Here is a 17462-nt window from a genome sequence, read left to right on the forward strand (position 1 = left end):
TCGTCCGCCACCGTCTGCAGCGTCGCCCGTGATGTACGGGGCTCCATAGCCGGCTCGCCCGCCCTCTGTATCGATCAAGTCTGTATCGATACAGCCCGACAGCTGTTCCCCAGCGGACCGGTACGCCGGCCCGGACTCAGGGCTGCCTGCGCGCCTGCTCGTTGGCGCGCGAGGCGGCGTCCCGCTCGGAGCTCGCGCTGCTCGTGCTCAGCGCGCCGCCCGCACTCTCCAGATGCGCACGCACGAACCACTGGAAGAGCTCCAGACCGCGCAGTTGCTCGATGAGCATGTCCTGGGTGACCGGGTCGCTCTCGTCGGTGGCTCTGGCCGCCGCACGGTGGTCCTCGATGACGCCCGTGTAGACCAGGTCCAGGGCACCGAGATGGTCGATGGCCTCGGCGCGACCGATCGTGTAGTCGCCCCAGTGCCGTTCGGCCACGATGGCGCCGGGAGTGCCGTGAGGAGAGCCACCGAGTGTGGAGATGCGCTCGGCGGTGGTGTCGGTCATGTCGCGCACGGAGTCGACCTGCGGGTCGAGCATCTCGTGCACCGCGATGAAGTGCGGCCCCACCACGTTCCAGTGGATGTGCTTCAAGGTCAGGGCGAGGTCGTTGAGGGCGTGCAGGCGCGACTTCAGCAACTGGATGACGTCGCCGCCGTCCTGCTGGCTCATACCGGGGACGGTGTATTTCGGTTCGGGGGCGCTGCTGGACACGGCTGTCTCCCTCTCCACGTCGACGGCCCGCCCTCGCGGCGGGGGCCACACCCATGCCACCACCGCGGGCCGGGCAGCGCCTGCCGGGACGGCCCGCCCGTACCCCATTCGGGAGGCCCGCGGATCAGGCCGGACGCGCGCTGTGGCGTGGTACGCCCCGGTACGCTCCGGCGGCGGCGAGGGTGTGGCCATGACTGTGCTTCACGGCGGCGGCCTGAAGAACGCGTTCGACAGGGCCTCCGGAGCGTACGACTCACTGACCTCGGTGAACCCCGGTTACCACCGTCACCTGCGGCTCGCGGCGAGGGGCATGCTGAGCGGCGCCCAGCGGGCCGGCGGGGGTGCCGGCATGCGCGTCCTCGACCTGGGGTGCGGTACGGGCGCGTCCACGGCGGCGGTGCTGCGGGCCGCGCCGAAGGCCCGGATCGTCGCGGCCGACGCGTCGGCGGGGATGCTGGAGCGCGCGAGGGCCAAGGAGTGGAACGGCAATGTCACCTTCGTCCAGGCACCGGCCGAGGCGCTGGAGGACGCGGGGGTGCACGGGCCGTTCGACGCGGTCTTCGCCGCCTACCTGGTCCGCAATCTGAGCGAGCCGGACACGGTGCTGCAGCGTGTCCGGGGGTTGCTGCGTCCGGGCGGGCGGCTTGCGGTGCACGAGTACACGCTCAGCGGGGCGGTCGTGCACAGGGCGGTGTGGTCCGCGGTGTGCGGGGGCGTCATCGTGCCGCTCGGCTCGCTCGGCCCGGGGGGCTCGCGGCTGTACCGGCACCTGTGGCGCAGCGTCCTCCTCTTCGACACGGCCGGCGCGTTCAGCCGCCGACTGAGTGCAGCGGGGTACGAGGCGGTGTGCTGCAGAGCGGTGCGCGGGTGGCAGAGGGGCATCGTCCACACGTTCTACGCCCAACGGCCGGGCGGCGAGCGGGAGAGTTGAGGGGCAGCCGTCAACTGACGGCTGGCGGCTGTGGCCTGCTAACTGCCGGGGTGTCTCCTGGCGACGCGGCGTACGAGTGCGGGAAGCCGCTCGTCCGCCGGGGACTGGAGACGGGCCTGCTCGAGAGCCGTGAGGGCGTCGGCGGTGAGTTGTTCGATCCGGGCCTCGACAGCGTCGGCGGCGCCGAGTGCGGTGAGGAGGTCGCGTACCTGCCGGAGATCCTCGGGCGCCAGTTCCGTGTTCCCCATGGCGTCGCGCAGTTGCCGCTCGGCCTCGTGTCTGCTGTGCGCGCGTGCTCGCTGGAGCGCGATGGCCACCAGATAGGTGGAGGCACCGTCCTTGATGTCTTCGCCTGCCGGTTCTCCGGCGCTGCCGCTCCCGCCGAACACGCCGGTGAGGTCGTTGCGCAGCTGGAAGGCGACGCCTGCGCTGCGTCCCGCCCGCCGCAGGGAGGCGATGAGGTCGGGGCCGGCTCCCGCCATGGCCGCGCCCAGATGGAGAGGGCGTTCGACGGTGTAGAGGCCGCTCTTGAGGTAGGCGACGCGCAGGGACTCCTCCGGTGAGTCCACACCGGTGCTCTGCCCGTACAGGTCGAGGTACTGGCCGGCGATGATCTCGGTCCGCATGGCTTGCCAGGGCGATGCCGCGGCCCGGCGGGCCTTGGCGTCCAGACCGGCGCTTTGGAAGAGGTCGTCGGCCCACACCAGGGCCAGATCTCCGGCGAGGACGGCGGCGGACGCACCGAAGGATTCGGCGTCGCCGCGGAGTCCGGCCGCGCGGTGCCGGTCGGCGAAGGCGACGTGGGCGGAGGGAGCGCCGCGTCGCGACGGCGAGCCGTCCATGAGGTCGTCGTGGATCAGTGCGCACGCCTGGAGCAGTTCCAGCGCGGTGGCCACCTTCAGCACGGCTTCGGCGTTCGCACCGCCGGACTCCCCGCCGCAGCCGCGCCAGCTCCACCACAGAAAGGCAGGCCGAGTGCGTTTGCCGCCGCGAAGGACGACGTCGACGAGCAGGTCGATGACGTCCTTCGCGAACTGTTCGCTGCTCCGTGCGGCCTCTTCGCGGCGCTGCGTGAGGTACCGCGCGAGGAGTGTGCCGATGACGGCGGCGGTGTCCTGGTCGGGGTCGGCACCCAGGGCGTGGGCGGGGGCGTCGTGGCTTCCCTCGCGTACGTGGGCGCTCGGTCGGCGCTGCATGGCGGCTCCTTCCTGAGAGGTCGGCCCGGCAGAGCACACCGAGTGCGGTCACGGACGGCGAAGAAGGGGCTGCGGAGAGTTTTTCAGCAGCTGAGCGGTCGTGCACTTCGGCCTGCGCCGCCGGCGGGACGCGCCGCAGGCATTCACCGGCCGAGGGCGGGCACTCGGGGCATGGACGGGCAAAGCATCTGAAAGGCATGGATAAATGTCGAGGGGCAGGAAAACGGACAGGGGCGGTCGGCGCTCCTGGAGAACGCAGGGAAACGTTGCGGTCGGGAGGGTCCGCCGCAAGATCGCGGAGGGTACGCGGGCCGTCGGAGGCACGGACAGCCCCCTCCCCGCACGGCCGGGACATACGGAAGCGCTCCGGGCACCGAGCGCCGGCAGCGCCGCACGCGGTGCAGAGGACCTGCACGAGGGAGGTGGCCGCAGCTCATGAGCGACACCGAACAGCGCACACAGCGCGAGCAGCTCTTCACCGACTTCGAGAAGAGCGTGAACATGCCTGCGGGACAGCTGGAACGCTGGCTCGCCACCGCCGACTCACGGAACGTGGGACGTCACAAAGGCCAGAGCGAGAGCCACGGGCACGCCGCCGGGCGCCGCATCGTGCGGCTGCTGCGGACCCGCAGGGCCGATTTCACCGCCGATGATCTCGTACACATGCGCAAAGCCATCCGTCATATCGAGCGGCAGTTGCGGCACCGGCCGCGTGGTGACGTGAGTGAAACGGCCTGGCGCTTCTCCCTGATGAACTGGGGCCACGATCCGCAGCGCCATGATCCGGCACGCTGAACCGCGCCGCCCGGTGCGGGGGTGCTGCACGCCGGGCGGGGCCGGGCGAGGATGGCACCATGCTGCTGGCTGAGATCGCCCGTACGTCCCGGGACATCACGACGGTCTCCTCCCGCAAGGAGAAGGTGGCGCTCCTCGCGCGGATGTTCCGCCGCGCCTCGCCGGAAGAAGTGCCGCTTGTGGTCACGTACTTGGCGGGGAGGCTGCCGCAGCGCAGGACGGGTGTGGGGTTCAGTGCGCTCTCCGAGCGTCATCCTCCCGCTGTTGAGGCGCAGTTGACCGTGGTGGCGGTGGACGGGGCGCTGGGGCGGATCGCCGCCGTCCGGGGCAAGGGCGCTCAGACGGAGCGGGCGCGGCTGCTGGGAGTGCTGATGTCCGCGGCCACCGAGGAGGAGCAGCACTTCCTCTTCCGGCTGCTGACGGGCGAGTTGAGGCAGGGCGCGCTGGACGCGTTCGCCGTGGAGGGGCTGGCGGAGGCGGTCGGGGCTCCTCCCGCCGAGGTACGGCGCGCGGTGATGTTCGGTGGTTCCCTGGGGGCCGTGGCGCGGGCGCTGCTGGAGGAAGGACCGTCTGCGCTGGGCCGGTTCGAGCTCCAGACGGGCCGTCCGGTGCTGCCGATGCTGGCGCAGAGCGCGAAGAACGTGCTGGAGGCGCTGACGAAGCTCGGTCCGTCCGTGGTGGAGGAGAAGCTGGACGGCATCCGGGTGCAGGTGCACAAGGACGCCGGAAGCATCAAGGTCTACACCCGCACCCTGGACGACATCACCGACCGGCTGCCCGAAGTCGTGGCCGCTGCCGTGGAGTTGGCGGCACGGCAGGCCGTACTCGACGGCGAGGTGATCGCGCTCGACGAGCGGGGGCGTCCGCGTCCGTTCCAGGAGACCTCCCAACGGGTGGGCTCACAGCTGGATGTGGCGACTGCACGCACGACGCTGCCGGTCACCCCGCGGTTCTTCGACGTGCTGTCGGTGGACGGCCATGACGTCGTTGACCTGACGGTGCGGGAGCGGCACGAGGCGCTGGCCCGGGTGGTGCCCGAGGAGCTGCGCGTGCGGCGTCTCGTGGTGGAGGATCCGGGGAGCGCCGAACAGCGCGCCGCAGCCGAGGAGTTCGCGCGCGAGGTGCTGGAGCAGGGCCAGGAGGGCGTCATGGTCAAGGCGCTGGACTCGGCGTACAGCGCGGGGCGGCGTGGCGCGTCGTGGCTGAAGGTGAAGCCGGTGTACACACTGGATCTGGTGGTGCTCGCTGCGGAGTGGGGCCACGGGCGGCGTACGGGCATGCTCTCCAACCTGCATCTGGGAGCCCGGCGCCCCGACGGGAGTTTCGCGATGCTCGGCAAGACCTTCAAGGGTCTCACCGACAAGCTGCTGGTCTGGCAGACCGAGCATCTGCGCGGCATCGCCGTCGCCGAGCACTCGTGGGGCGTGACGGTGCGGCCCGAACTGGTCGCGGAGATCGCCGTCGACGGGCTGCAGCGCTCCACGCGCTATCCGGCCGGTGTGACGCTGCGTTTCGCGAGGGTGGTGCGCTACCGCACGGACAAGACCGCCGCCGAGGCGGACACGGTCGACGACGTCCTCGCGCTGCGCAGGTAGCACGTGCGGACGGCACGCGGCGGTGGAGCGCCGGGGCGCAGCGCGAGGGCGTCGGGGTCGAGCGGGCGCCGGGACGGGCCCGTTCAGCCTCGCGGCACCACCATGGAGAGGACCGAGGGCAGCGAAGCCCAGTCCGACGTGGTGAAACTGGCGTGTGAGGCGGCGAGTTGGGTGACCCGGTCGCGGGCCTCCTGCTCGGTGGGGCTGGTGCCGTCGATCTCCGGCGCGACCTTGTGCGCGTCGGTCATGACCACGAGGTAGCCGTTCTCCCGGTACCAGGCGGTGTCGATCTCGCCGCCGGTGAAGGTGGAGGCATCGCCGTCGAACAGGACGAACCACGGGCGCAGAGCCTCTTCGTAGCGTTCGGTGCGGGGGTCGCCCTTCTCGGCGCCGTGCACCGCGGGGAAGGCGCCGGCTTCGGCGAGGGTGCCCTTGCCGGCGAGGTCCCTGAGGTGGCCGGCGTACTCCTCGTCGGTCCAGAGGTCGTCCACCGGGTTGCCCTCCTCCAGGGTGCCGGGGATGAGTTCGATGACGAACTTGCCTGCGAGGGCGTCCCGGTCGGGCCATCCGGCGGCTCCGACGGCCTCGTCCAGGGTGGCGTGTCCGCCCACCACGTCGGCGGGGCGCAGCAGCGCGTCGCCCAGCTTCTCGCCGAGGAGGGTGTCCAGTTCGTCGGGGCCGCGGTCCGCCTTGTCGTAGAAGCCGTCCTTCATCTCGACCTTGATGAGTACGGGCGGGTGTCCTGGATTCGCGTCGTGCCAGGCGCGCATGTCGGCGAGGCAGCCGTCGAGGGTCTGGTCGCGCTTCTTCGTGCGCAGTTCCTCGGGCGACGCGGCGTTCTCGCAGTTGTTGTCGTTGCCCGTGGGGTTGCTGTGGGAGACGCGCCATCCCTTGCCGACGATGTTGGTCCACACGTCGAGTTCGAGGAGCGAGGCACCGGAGTCGAGTGCGTCGGCGAAGTACTCGTACTTGTCCTTCTCGTAGGCGTTGTGCACGCCTACGGACGTGGTCTCGCCGTAGGTCGCCGCGGCGGCCTCCGGGCCTGCCTGCGCGGAGAGAGGTACGGCCACGGCTGTGGCCGCCGTGACGAGGGCGGCCACCGATACGGCGACGGCAAGGCGGGGTCTGCTCATGAGCTGATACCTCGGTCTGTGGGGGGCCAAGTGAGCATCAGCGTAGAGCTGTTCGGGCAGCGTGGGGCGGGCTTGCGGCAAGACGGGCAGCGTAGGGCCTCGGCTGCCCGTGCAGCGAAGCCTCCTGCTGACGGCGACGGTCAGCAGGAGGCGGCTGCGATTTCTGTGTGTACCGGGCCCGTTCAGCGGCGGCGACGCTTGGAGCGGTCGAGCGCAGCCACCCCGAGGGCCGCGAGCAGCAACTGTATGAGCCACTCTGTCCAGTCGACGCTCTTGGTGTCACCCACTCCGAAGTAGGTGGCGATGGCCGATCCGACCAGGGCGGCCACGATGCCGACTCCGATCGTCAACAGGATTCCGACGCGCTGACGTCCGGGAACGATCAGCCGCCCCAGCACACCGATCACGGTCCCGATCACGATGGCGCTGATGATGCCTGAGATCTCCATGATCTCCCCTTGTCCGTCGTCGTGTTCCCTTCTCTTGCCCGCAACCGGACGCCGCACTCGGCGCTCTTCCGCACGGTCACGAGCGCGCCGGGGCCGTGGGGAACGCCGCCGCCGGTGGTGGTTCCGCGGTGCGACACTGGCCCTGACGCATGCCTTGGCCCTGGCACTGGCGCTGCCGCACGCCACGTCCCGTCATGAGAGGAGGCGGCGATGGACGCGCTGCTCCCCCTTCCTCCGGCGCACCTCGGTCCCGGCGCCGTGCACCTTCCCGGCTGGCTCACCCTGGAGCAGCAGCGACGGCTGGTGGCGGCCTGCCGGGAGTGGGCGAGCGGGCCGGTGCCGCTGCGGCACACCAGGCTGCCGCGCGGCGGAGTGATGTCCGTGCGGACGGTGTGTCTGGGATGGCACTGGCAGCCGTACCGCTACTCCCGGACAGCGGACGACGTGAACGGCCGCCGTGTGGCCGAACTCCCGGACTGGCTTGCCGAGTTGGGACGCCGTGCCGTGGCCGACACCGCGCGGCACGACAGTGCGCAGGGAGACCGCTGGGCGGCAGAGGACTACGACCCGGACACCGCGTTGGTCAACTTCTACGATGGCCGGGCGAAGATGGGCATGCACCAGGACAAGGACGAGAGATCCGGCGCCCCCGTCGTCTCACTGAGCATCGGAGACACCTGCCGTTTCCGCTTCGGCAACACCGCCGGGCGCGGCAGGCCCTGGACCGACATCGAACTGGCCTCGGGCGACCTCTTCGTCTTCGGCGGTCCGGCGCGCTTCGCCTACCACGGCGTGACGAAGGTCTTCGAAGGCACCGGCGACCCCGCCACGGGCCTGGCCTCGGGACGGCTCAACCTCACCCTGCGGGTCACCGGCCTCAGCGGCTGACCCCCGCTGACGCGGCGGCCAGCGCCTCCTCACACCCGGCATGTGTAAGACCGCCCGTACGTGCGTACCCGTAGGCCATGGACGAGAAGTACCCCGACCCGGACGAGCCCGGTCACACCCCGGGCCTGGAGCCGGGCGGACAGGTTCCGCCCGGCGAGACCCCGCCCGGGGAGGACAGCACGGCCGGGGCGGGCCCGGACGAGCGCCACAATCCCGCAACGGGGTGGGCCAAGGCGCCGGTGATCATTCTGGCGGTGCTCGTTCTGCTCTTCCTCGTCTACTTCCTGGCCTGGGCGGTGGAACTGTGAGCCGCCCGGACCGGTACGCCGGCATGTGGACAGGACTCGTGACGGTGGCCTGACCGCCTGCCGGCGGTGAAGAAGGCCGCGGGTACGGAAGCGCATCCCTTCCGGCTTCCGTACCCGCGGCCTCTCCATGTTGAGTTCTGCGCGCCCCTGCCCGCGCGTCCCCCTCGTACCTCGTCTCCGCGTCTCTCCGCGTCTCTCCCCCGTCTCCGCGTCGCGTCAGGTGTCGTCACCCGCGCTGCGCACGGCCGGCGAGCGCCGCCTGCGGCGCGGCGCAGAGCGCCTCACGGCGGCGGCGGCGCCGGCTGCGGCTCGGGCTCCGGGGGGACCGGCTCGGGTCCCGGGGACGGCGGCTGAGGGATCGGATCGGGTGCCGGACCCGGCGGCGGGCTCGGTTTCGGCGCCGGAACAGGGTCGGGGGCGGGCCCCGGAGGCGGTGTGGGCTTCGGTGGAACCGGGTCGGGCCGCCGGCTCGAAGGGAACCCCGTGCCTGACTGCTGTGGCATGGAAACTCCAGCGGTCTCACATAGCGGCATGTACCTGTACACGCGCCGGGTGCCCGTTCGCCGGGGAGCCACTCCCCCGCCCCCTGGCCGCTGCCCGCACGGCCCGGGGAGAGAGGACGGAGGCATCCGACAGGGGGCCCGTGCCAGGACGGGCCCGCCCGCGGTCAGTCCGCGGCCACCTCGCTGCGGTCGCCGCCCCAGAGGGTGTGGAAGGAGCCCTCGCGGTCCGTCCGGCGGTAGGTGTGCGCCCCGAAGAAGTCGCGCTGGGCCTGGGTCAGGGACGCGGGCAGCCGCTCGCTGCGCAGAGCGTCGTAGGAGGCGAGAGCCGCCGAGAACCCGGGCACCGGAACGCCGTGCTCCACAGCGGTGGCCACCACGGCACGCCAGTCGCCCTGGGCATCGCCGATCTCCTTGGCGAAGTGGTCGTCGGCGAGCAGCGTCGGCAGGTCGGGCCGGGCGGCGAACGCGGAGCGGATACGGTCCAGGAAAGCGGCCCGGATGATGCACCCCGCCCGCCAGATGGCGCCGACCGCGCCGGGGTCGATGCCCCACCCGAACTCGTCGCTGCCGCTGCTGATCATGTTCCAGCCCTGGGCGTAGGACGTGATCTTCGAGGCGTACAGGGCCTGTTCGACCTTCTCCGCGAAGCGCTCCGCCTCGTCCGGCGCCAGGGCGGCAGCCGCCGGACCGGGCAGGTGGCCGCTCGCGGAGCGCAGGTCGGCATGGCCGGACAGGGAGCGGGCGAAGACGGCTTCGGCGATACCGGACACCGGCACCCCCAGGTCGAGCGCCGTCTGGACCGTCCAGCGGCCGGTGCCCTTCTGTTCTGCCTGGTCGGCGACGATGTCGACGAAGGGCTTCCCGGTCTCCGCGTCGGTGTGGGAGAGGACCTCCGCGGTGATCTCGATGAGGTAGGAGTCGAGGCGTCCGGTGTTCCACTCACGGAAGGTCTCGGCGACACGGGCGGGGCTGAATCCGGCGACGTCGCGCAGCAGGTGGTAGGCCTCGCCGATGAGCTGCATGTCGGCGTACTCGATGCCGTTGTGCACCATCTTCACGAAGTGCCCGGCACCGTCGGGGCCGACGTGCGTCGTGCACGGAGTGCCGTCCTCGGCCTTGGCGGCGACGCTCTCCAGCATGGGACGCAGGGACTCGTACGCCTCTGCGGAGCCGCCCGGCATGATGCTGGGGCCGTGCAGCGCGCCCTCCTCACCGCCGGAGATGCCCGCGCCGACGAAGTGCAGACCCCGCTCACGCAGGGCCGCTTCACGGCGGCGGGTGTCGGCGTAGTGGGCGTTGCCGCCGTCGATGATGACGTCCCCGGGGTCGAGCAGGGCGGCGAACTCGTCGATGACGGCGTCCGTGGGCGCCCCGGCCTTGACCATGATGATCAGCCGCCGGGGCCGCTCCAGCGCGGCGACGAACTCCTCGGCCGTCTCGGCGGCGACGAAGCTTCCCTCGTCGCCGAAGTCGCGCACCAGGTCGCGGGTCCTGGCCGCCGTGCGGTTGTGCACCGCGACCGTGTACCCGTTGCGGGCGAAGTTCCGGGCGAGGTTGCGGCCCATCACGGCGAGGCCGGTGACGCCGATGTGTGCGGTGGTGCTCATGCGGATGCTCCTGGGTGTGGACGGTCCGGGGTACGGACGCGGTCGGCGGGGGCAATTCTGCCGGTCGTCAGACGGTGCGCGGCGGGAGGGGCAGGGGCAGGCCGGGCAGACCGTCGAGGCTCACCCCCACGTGTTCCTTCCTCTCGCAGTAGTCGGCGAAGGAGTCGGCCGTCTCCCGGGCGAACCGCTGCGTGTGCAGGGGACGCTCTCCGCGGTGCTCCATGAAGGGCACGGCGAAACCGCAGGTGTCGCTGATCCTGACGGCCTCGACCGTGATGACCGCGCGCAGGTCGGTACGGCGGCGCATCTCCTGACTGAAGTGCGGCAGCAGCTGCGGCCAGCGCGGATCGTCGCGGAAGACGGGGGTACCGCGGCCGTGGATGCGCACGATCCGGGGCGGGCCCTCGAAGGCGCACCACATCAGCGTCACGCGTCCGTTCTCCCGCAGATGCGCGATGGTCTCCGCACCGCTGCCGCCGAGGTCGAGGTAGCCGACTCTGCGGTCGTCGAGGACGGCGAAGGAGCCCGCGAGTCCCTTCGGGGAGAGGTTCACATGGCCTTCGGCGTCGAGCGGAGCGGTGGCGACGAAGAGGACGTGCTGCTTCTCGATGAAGGCACGTACCCCGTCGTCGATGCTTTCGAAGATCTTGCCCATGAGGGCATTGTCGGCCGGGCGGCAGCCCGGTGGACGGCGATTGCCCAAAGGACTCAAGGCCGTTGGCTCCAGCCGTCTCGCCGGTCAGCTCAGCGTCCCGCCGGTCAGCTCAGCGGCTCGCCGTCGACGAAGGTCTCCACGCCGTCTGCGAGGAAGCACAGGTGGCGTGCGATGCGCCGGGCCTCGTCCAGTGGCTGCTCGTAGCACCAGGCGGCGTCGTCGATGACGGTGCCGCCGTCGCGCAGGGACAGGTAGGACGCGCGGCCCTTGTAGGGGCAGAGGGTGCGGGTGGCACTCGGTTCGAGCAGTTCGCCGCGGACGTCGCTCTGCGGGACGTAGAAACGGTTGGGAAGGCCGGTCTCCGACAGGAGCATCGTGCGGCGGCTCTCCGCGATCTGCCGTCCGGCGGCCTCGACCACCACGTGCCGGCTGGTGGGGCGTACGTCGACGCGGTGGTACGGGTCGCGGATGTGGCCGACGGCCTCGTCGTCCTCGTCGAACCAGGTGTCCATCGACGCCCAGTACACGGCCATGTGTCCACGGAGCCACTCGGCGCCGGGGAGCGGTTCGGGGTAGCTCCACACGGCGTTCTCGGCGAGCTGCTCCCCCACGCGGACGCTCCAGTAGCGGGCGTCGCCCTTGAAGGGGCAGTGGGTGCTGTGGCCGCTCTCCTCCAGCAGTTCCGGCCGCACGTCGGCGGCGGGGACGTACACCTGGGGCAGCAGATTGCTCTCGTGCAGGAGCTTGGCGTTGTCGCTGTCGAGAACCTTCTCACCGGAGAGCAGTGCGCGTACCCGGCGCGGGAAGGGCTGCCACAGCAGCCGGTGAGCAGGGCCGTCGATGCTGTAGTTGACGGTGGCCGGTGGCCGCGATGCGAGCGGTCCGCCACCGAGTGTGAGTGACATGGCGTGACGACCTCCGGGGCATGGCGGTGATTGCGCTGCTGCTTTCCACTGTCGCACCGGTGCGTCCGGCGGGGCAGTGCGGCGGGTCCCGCCGCACTGCCCGTCGGTTCCGCGCCCGTCCCGCGCCTCGGCTACCGGATCGGCATGCCGGAGAGCGTACGGGCGATGACCAGGCGCTGGATCTCGCTCGTCCCCTCGAAGATCGTGTAGATCGCGGCGTCCCGGTGCATGCGCTCCACGGGGTATTCACGGGTGAAGCCGTTGCCTCCGAGGATCTGCATGGCCTGCGCGGTGACCTTCTTGGCCGTCTCGCCCGCGTAGAGCTTGGACATCGAGCCCTCGGCGGAGTCGAACCTCTTGCCCGCGGCGGCCATCCACGAGGCGCGCCACACCAGGAGCCGGGCGGCGTCGATGCTGGTGCGCATGTCGGCCAGCTGGAAGGCGACGCCCTGGTTGTCGATGATGGGACGCCCGAACTGCTCGCGCTCCTTGGCGTAGTCGAGGGCGACCTCGTAGGCGGCCCGGGCGATGCCGACGGCCTGCGCGCCCACAGCGGGCCGGGATGCCTCGAAGGTCGCCATCGCCGCGTTCTTCACGCGTTCACCGCTCTTCGCCTTCTCACGGGCGCGGGCGAGGCGCTCGTCCAGCTTCTCCTTGCCGCCCAGGAGGCAGTTCCCCGGGACGCGTACGTCCTCCAGCACGACTTCGGCCGTGTGCGAGGCGCGGATGCCGTGCTTCTTGAACTTCTGGCCCTGGCTGAGTCCGGGGGTGGCGGGCGGGACGATGAAGGAGGCGTGCCCCTTGGAGCCCAGCTCGGGGTCGACGACGGCGACGACGACGTGGATGTTGGCGATGCCGCCGTTGGTGGCCCAGGTCTTCGTGCCGTTGAGGACCCATTCGTCCCTGGCCTCGTCGTAGACGGCCCGGGTGCGCATCGCGGAGACGTCCGAGCCGGCGTCGGGCTCGGAGGAGCAGAACGCGGCGACCTGCACGTCGTTCGCGTCGCCGTACATCTGCGGCACCCACGTGCCGATCTGCTCCTCGGTGCCGTTGGCGAGGACGCCCACCGCGGCGAGACCGGTGCCGACGATGGACAGGGCGATGCCCGCGTCGCCCCAGAAGAGCTCCTCCATCGTCATGGCGATGCCGAGACCGGTCGGGTCGAAGAACTGCTGCGCGTAGAAGTCGAGGGAGTAGAGTCCGATCTTGGCGGCCTCCTGGATGATGGGCCACGGGGTCTCTTCGCGTTCGTCCCATTCGGCAGCGGCCGGCCGGATCACATCCGCGGCGAATCCGTGTATCCACTCACGGATTTCCTTCTGGTCCTCGTTCAGATCGAGCGCGAATGCGGGGTCGGCCATTACTCGTCCTTCCGATCGGCTAAGTTACCTCTGGTAATAGCCAGTGTGTTACTGGCCGGTAGCAATGTCAACTCCCGGTCGCCTCCGGCCTTCCGCACCACGCGGTGTTACGTTTCGCTGGGGCAGCCGGAAAGGAACGGGTGGGGAGGCGCCATGGAGACCACACAGCAGACGGACCAGCGCAGCGCTGCGGAGCGCCGGCGCAGAGATCTGCTGGAGGCCGCCGACCGCGTGGTGCTGCGGGACGGGCCCGGCGCATCGATGAACGCCATCGCCGCCGAGGCCGGCATCACCAAACCGATCCTCTACCGGCACTTCGGCGACAAGGAGGGCCTCTACAGGGCACTGGCGGTCCGGCACACGGACGCCCTGCTGAGTGCGCTGCGCAGCGCGCTGGACGCACCCGCGGAGCGGCGCCGGCGGGTCGAGGCCACCCTGGACACCTACCTCGCGGCCATCGAGGCACGGCCCCAGGTCTACCGCTTCCTGATGCACCCCTCCGAAGGAGGCACCGGCGGAGACCAGGGCTTCGAAGCAGGTCAGCACTCGGCCCCGCTGCTGCGACGGCTGGGCGAGGAGCTCGGCAAGGTCATAGAGGAGCGCCTCGACCTCGGCCCCGGCGGTGCAGAGCTCGCACGGGTGTGGGGTCACGGTGTGGTGGGGATGGCATACGCGGCCGGTGACTGGTGGCTGCGTGAACGTCCCTGCAGCCGGGCGCAGTTGGTCAGCCAGCTCGCCGACCTGCTGTGGGGCGGCCTGGCGATGGCCGAGGACCGCCGCGGCGCACCCGGCCTGTGAGCCGCTGAGCAGACCAGGCCCGGAGACGCCCACACGGCGTCCGGGGCACAGACGGAGCGCGGACGCGTGCCCGGGGCGGTGCGCACCGGGTGAGGCGGTTCGGGCGCGGCGCAGGACCTCGGTAGGCTGCTCCAGGACCGAGGGGCAAGGAGGAGCAGGACGATGGCAGGCAACCCAGAGCCGCTGTCCCCGCGCGCGAAGCTCGCCGTGACGGCGGGCAGGGCCGCAGCGGCGGTGTCGCGGGCGGCGGGCCGCGGCAGCGGATCGGTGATCGGCGGCAAGGTGGCGCTCAGGCTCGACCCGGACCTGCTCGCGGAGGTGGCCCATCACCTGGACATCGTCCTGGTGTCGGCGACGAACGGGAAGACGACCACGACGCGCCTGATCGCGGAGGCCCTGCGCGCCAACGGCGGTGTGGTCTCCAACGCGTTGGGCGCGAACATGCCCGCGGGGATCACCTCCGCGCTGGCCGGCGGCAGCGACGCCCAGTACGGCGTGATCGAGGTGGACGAGAAGTACCTCGCCACTGTCGCGCGCGATGTGACACCCAAGGCCATCGCCTTGCTGAACCTCTCCCGCGACCAGCTGGACCGCGCGGCCGAGACCCGGATGCTGGCCGAGCGATGGCGCGAGGGGCTCTCCGGCTCCAAGGCCGTGGTCATCGCCAACGCCGACGACCCCCTCGTCGTCTGGGCGGCCTCCTCCTCGCCGAACGTGGTGTGGGTGGCCGCCGGGCAGGAGTGGAAGGACGACGCCTGGTCCTGCCCGGCGTGCGGCGGCGTGATGCAGCGGCCGGGCGACGACTGGTTCTGCGGGGAGTGCGGGTTCCGCCGTCCCACCCCGAGCTGGGCGCTCTCCGGGGACGAGGTGCTCGACCCGCACGGGTCGGCGTGGCCGATCAAGCTGCAGTTGCCGGGCCGGGCCAACAAGGCGAACGCCACCACGTCGGCGGCGGTCGCCGCCGCGTTCGGCGTACCTCCGCAGACAGCGCTGGAGCGTATGCACGCGGTCACCGCGGTGGCCGGGCGCTACGACGTCGTGACCTTCCAGGAGCGGGAGGTGCGGCTGCTGCTGGCGAAGAACCCCGCGGGCTGGCTGGAGACGTTCTCCCTCATCGACGCGCCCCCGGCTCCGGTGATCCTCTCGGTGAACGCCCGCGGCGCCGACGGTACGGACACCTCCTGGCTGTGGGATGTGGACTACTCGAAGCTCACCGGGCACCCGATCTGCGTGATCGGCGACCGCAAACTCGACCTCGCGGTGCGGCTGGAGGTCGCCGGAGTCGATTTCCAGGTGTGCGAGAACGCGGTGGCGGCGGTACGGGCCTGCCCGCCCGGCCGCATCGAGGCCATCGCCAACTACACCGCGTTCCAGGACCTGCGCCGCGTCGTCGGCAACTGACCCATCGACCCGAGGAGTTGGCGAGCATGAGTGACACGGGCCTGCGGGTGGTGTGGGTCTACCCGGACCTGCTGAGCACCTACGGCGACCAGGGCAACGCGCTCGTGGTGGAGCGCCGGGCGCGGCAGCGCGGGCTTGCGGTGCACCGCACCGACGTCCGCTCCGACGAGCAGGTGCCCACTTCGGCGGACATCTACCTGATCGGCGGCGGTGAGGACCGGCCGCAGCGGCTGGCGGCGGAGCGGCTGGTGCGTGACGGCGGCCTGCAGCGGGCCGTCGACAACGGCGCCATCGTCTTCTCCGTGTGCGCCGGGTACCAGATCCTCGGCCGGGAGTTCGTGAACGACCTGGGCGAGCCGCAGAAGGGCCTCGGGCTGCTGGACGTGGTGAGCACCCGCGGCGAGGCGGAGCGTTGCGTCGGGGACGTACTGGGCGACATCGACGAGACGCTGGGTCTGCCGCAGCTGACCGGCTTCGAGAACCACCAGGGCATCACCCATGTCGGGCCCGGCGCCCGCCCGTTGGCGCGGGTGCGGCTGGGCAAGGGCAACGGCACGGGCGACGGCACCGAGGGAGCGTGGAACGACACGGTCTTCGGTACGTACATGCACGGGCCGGTGCTGGCCCGCAACCCGCAGATCGCGGACCTGCTCATCAAGCTGGCGCTCGACGTCAACGCGCTGCCGCCGGTGAACGACCAGTGGTACGAGGCGCTGCGCAAGGAGCGCATCGCAGCCGCCCTCCAGCCGGCCTGAGGTCCCCGCGTCTCCCTTCTCCTGCCCGTTCCTGCCGGTCGCCTTCCGGGTCCGCAGGGACGGGCAGGGGCGCTCTCAGGACGCCGCGGGGCGCGTTCTACGCTGGTGCGGGCGGATCGGCGCAAGGCGGGAGACTTCGGATGGACCACGACGGGCACGGCATGCCGGCGGATCTTCCGCCGTTCACACTCGCCCGTGGCCTGGAGTTCACGGGCGAGCCCTTCTTCCTGACGGGATGCCTGCTCGCGCTGGTGCTGTACGCGGTCGCGGTGGTGCGGCTGCGCAGGCGGGGCGACGGCTGGCCCGTGGGCCGTACGGTCGCCTGGGCGCTGGGCGTGCTCACCGTGGCGCTGGCGATGTGCACCGGACTGAACGAGTACGGCATGGTGCTGTTCAGCGTCCACATGGTCCAGCACATGATCATCAGCATGCTCTCGCCGATCCTGCTGCTGCTGGGCGCACCGGTGACGCTGGCGCTCAGGGCGCTGCCCGCCGCCGGGCGGGGACGCAAGGGGCCGCGGGAACTGCTGACGGCCCTTCTGCACAGCCGCTGGATGCGGGTGGTCACCCATCCCGCCTTCACCATTCCGCTGTTCATCGCGAGTCTCTACGCGCTGTACTTCACGCCGCTCTTCGACTTCCTCATGGGCTCCCAGCCGGGGCACCTGGCGATGATGGTGCACTTCCTGCTCGTCGGACTGGTCTTCTTCTGGCCGATCATGGGCGTGGACCCGGGGCCGCACCGGCCCGGGTACGTGATGCGGATGCTGGAGCTGTTCTCCGGGATGCCCTTCCACGCCTTCTTCGGGATCGCGCTGATGATGGCGTCCGAGCCGATGATCGCCACGTACGCGGACCCGCCCGCCTCTCTTCAGGTCAGCGCCCTGTCGGACCAGACAGCGGCGGGAGGCATCGCGTGGGCCTTCAGCGAGATCCCCTCGGTGCTGGTGCTGATCGCGCTCGTCTTCCAGTGGCACAAGTCGGAGGAGCGGCAGGCGCGGCGCCAGGACCGGGCAGCGGACCGGGACGGCGACAGGGAGCTGCAGGCCTACAACGCCTATCTCGCCTCGCTGGAGGCCCGGCAGCAGCGGTGACGTCCGGGTGGTAGCGCTACGGGCCGCGGGGGAGCGACCATGGAGCTGTGGCCCGGCCCGTTTTGTGCGGGAATCCCCGTCACCGGCCGGACGACGGGAGGAAGGTACCCAATGCCTGGAACGCCTGGAACGTCTGGAACGCTGCCCCGCTCTTCGAAAGCACTGACGGTCGGCACCGTGGCGGCTCTGGTCCTTGTGACCGCCTACACCGTGACTCTGGGGGGAAGCGGCTGGCTGTGGTTCGCCTGGGTGGTGCTGGGGCTGGTGACCGTCGGCGTCGTGACGACGCAGCGGGACTGAAAGCGGAGCGAAAGCCTCACAACGTCCGGTCCGGGGGTGGCCCCCCTCCCCCGCCGCCCCGCCGGGGGACTAC

The 17462-nt window shown here is 71.1% G+C and carries 18 protein-coding genes; 10 read left to right on the forward strand and 8 right to left on the reverse strand.

The annotated features are described in order from the left end of the window. Positions 1 to 136 precede the first annotated feature (136 nt). Positions 137 to 673, reverse strand: coding sequence for a Dps family protein (locus ACFPA8_RS23440; protein ID WP_386451556.1), 537 nt, complete (start codon positions 671 to 673; stop codon positions 137 to 139). A 232-nt stretch (positions 674 to 905) separates the two neighbouring features. Between ACFPA8_RS23440 and ACFPA8_RS23445 the strand changes: the two genes are divergently transcribed. Further along, positions 906 to 1646: a class I SAM-dependent methyltransferase gene (locus ACFPA8_RS23445; RefSeq protein WP_386451558.1), complete on the forward strand. Its 741-nt coding sequence runs from the start codon at positions 906 to 908 to the stop codon at positions 1644 to 1646. Between the two features lie 38 nt (positions 1647 to 1684). Here the strand turns inward: ACFPA8_RS23445 and ACFPA8_RS23450 are convergent, their stop codons facing one another. Then, entirely contained in the window at positions 1685 to 2842 is a 1158-nt protein-coding gene (locus ACFPA8_RS23450) for a polyprenyl synthetase family protein (protein ID WP_386451560.1), read from the reverse strand. A 435-nt stretch (positions 2843 to 3277) separates the two neighbouring features. Between ACFPA8_RS23450 and ACFPA8_RS23455 the strand changes: the two genes are divergently transcribed. Both ACFPA8_RS23455 and ACFPA8_RS23460 read left to right on the forward strand, forming a co-directional pair. After that, on the forward strand, positions 3278 to 3637 hold the full coding sequence (locus tag ACFPA8_RS23455) for a DUF3140 domain-containing protein (protein WP_386451561.1): 360 nt from the start codon (positions 3278 to 3280) through the stop codon (positions 3635 to 3637). A gap of 59 nt (positions 3638 to 3696) precedes the next feature. Next, positions 3697 to 5232 carry an ATP-dependent DNA ligase gene (locus ACFPA8_RS23460; protein ID WP_386451563.1) on the forward strand — a complete coding sequence of 512 codons (1536 nt, stop codon included), beginning with the start codon at positions 3697 to 3699 and terminating at the stop codon, positions 5230 to 5232. 83 nt (positions 5233 to 5315) lie between these two features. On the opposite strand, the gene ACFPA8_RS23465 is transcribed toward ACFPA8_RS23460, so the two are convergent. Both ACFPA8_RS23465 and ACFPA8_RS23470 read right to left on the reverse strand, forming a co-directional pair. Continuing rightward, on the reverse strand, positions 5316 to 6365 hold the full coding sequence (locus tag ACFPA8_RS23465; protein WP_386451565.1) for a phosphatidylinositol-specific phospholipase C domain-containing protein: 1050 nt from the start codon (positions 6363 to 6365) through the stop codon (positions 5316 to 5318). A 182-nt stretch (positions 6366 to 6547) separates the two neighbouring features. Next, positions 6548 to 6814 carry a GlsB/YeaQ/YmgE family stress response membrane protein gene (locus ACFPA8_RS23470; protein WP_386451567.1) on the reverse strand — a complete coding sequence of 89 codons (267 nt, stop codon included), beginning with the start codon at positions 6812 to 6814 and terminating at the stop codon, positions 6548 to 6550. 210 nt (positions 6815 to 7024) lie between these two features. Here ACFPA8_RS23470 and ACFPA8_RS23475 point away from each other — a divergent pair, with 210 nt between their 5' ends. Further along, positions 7025 to 7702: an alpha-ketoglutarate-dependent dioxygenase AlkB family protein gene (locus tag ACFPA8_RS23475; RefSeq protein ID WP_386451569.1), complete on the forward strand. Its 678-nt coding sequence runs from the start codon at positions 7025 to 7027 to the stop codon at positions 7700 to 7702. A 77-nt stretch (positions 7703 to 7779) separates the two neighbouring features. Beyond that, the gene (locus tag ACFPA8_RS23480) at positions 7780 to 8010 is read left to right on the forward strand and encodes a DUF6480 family protein (RefSeq protein ID WP_386451571.1); all 231 of its coding nucleotides are present in this window, start codon (positions 7780 to 7782) and stop codon (positions 8008 to 8010) included. A gap of 667 nt (positions 8011 to 8677) precedes the next feature. Here the strand turns inward: ACFPA8_RS23480 and gndA are convergent. The 4 genes from gndA to ACFPA8_RS23500 all read right to left on the reverse strand — a co-directional run bounded on the left by gndA (position 8678) and on the right by ACFPA8_RS23500 (position 13041). Beyond that, a complete protein-coding gene (gndA, locus tag ACFPA8_RS23485) occupies positions 8678 to 10120 on the reverse strand; it encodes an NADP-dependent phosphogluconate dehydrogenase (RefSeq protein WP_386451573.1) in 1443 nt (480 codons plus the stop codon). A gap of 67 nt (positions 10121 to 10187) precedes the next feature. After that, a complete protein-coding gene (locus ACFPA8_RS23490; RefSeq protein ID WP_386451575.1) occupies positions 10188 to 10775 on the reverse strand; it encodes a pyridoxamine 5'-phosphate oxidase family protein in 588 nt (195 codons plus the stop codon). A gap of 104 nt (positions 10776 to 10879) precedes the next feature. Further along, positions 10880 to 11680: a DUF427 domain-containing protein gene (locus ACFPA8_RS23495; RefSeq protein WP_386451577.1), complete on the reverse strand. Its 801-nt coding sequence runs from the start codon at positions 11678 to 11680 to the stop codon at positions 10880 to 10882. 131 nt (positions 11681 to 11811) lie between these two features. Further along, complete coding sequence (locus ACFPA8_RS23500; protein ID WP_386451579.1) at positions 11812 to 13041, reverse strand: acyl-CoA dehydrogenase family protein; 1230 nt, start codon at positions 13039 to 13041, stop codon at positions 11812 to 11814. 153 nt (positions 13042 to 13194) lie between these two features. Between ACFPA8_RS23500 and ACFPA8_RS23505 the strand changes: the two genes are divergently transcribed. From ACFPA8_RS23505 to ACFPA8_RS23525, 5 genes are all read left to right on the forward strand, one after another. After that, entirely contained in the window at positions 13195 to 13839 is a 645-nt protein-coding gene (locus ACFPA8_RS23505) for a TetR/AcrR family transcriptional regulator (protein WP_386451581.1), read from the forward strand. A 162-nt stretch (positions 13840 to 14001) separates the two neighbouring features. Then, the gene (locus tag ACFPA8_RS23510; protein WP_386451583.1) at positions 14002 to 15240 is read left to right on the forward strand and encodes a Mur ligase family protein; all 1239 of its coding nucleotides are present in this window, start codon (positions 14002 to 14004) and stop codon (positions 15238 to 15240) included. Positions 15241 to 15266: 26 nt separating this feature from the next. Further along, positions 15267 to 15995 carry a type 1 glutamine amidotransferase gene (locus tag ACFPA8_RS23515; RefSeq protein WP_386451584.1) on the forward strand — a complete coding sequence of 243 codons (729 nt, stop codon included), beginning with the start codon at positions 15267 to 15269 and terminating at the stop codon, positions 15993 to 15995. 140 nt (positions 15996 to 16135) lie between these two features. Further along, positions 16136 to 17089, forward strand: a complete 954-nt coding sequence (locus tag ACFPA8_RS23520) for a cytochrome c oxidase assembly protein (protein WP_386451586.1) — start codon at positions 16136 to 16138, stop codon at positions 17087 to 17089. Positions 17090 to 17200: 111 nt separating this feature from the next. Then, positions 17201 to 17389: a hypothetical protein gene (locus ACFPA8_RS23525; RefSeq protein ID WP_386451587.1), complete on the forward strand. Its 189-nt coding sequence runs from the start codon at positions 17201 to 17203 to the stop codon at positions 17387 to 17389. The last annotated feature ends 73 nt before the right edge of the window (positions 17390 to 17462 follow it).

The organism is Streptomyces ovatisporus (assembly GCF_042653885.1).
GTDB classification, from domain to species: Bacteria; Actinomycetota; Actinomycetes; order Streptomycetales; family Streptomycetaceae; genus Streptomyces; species Streptomyces ovatisporus.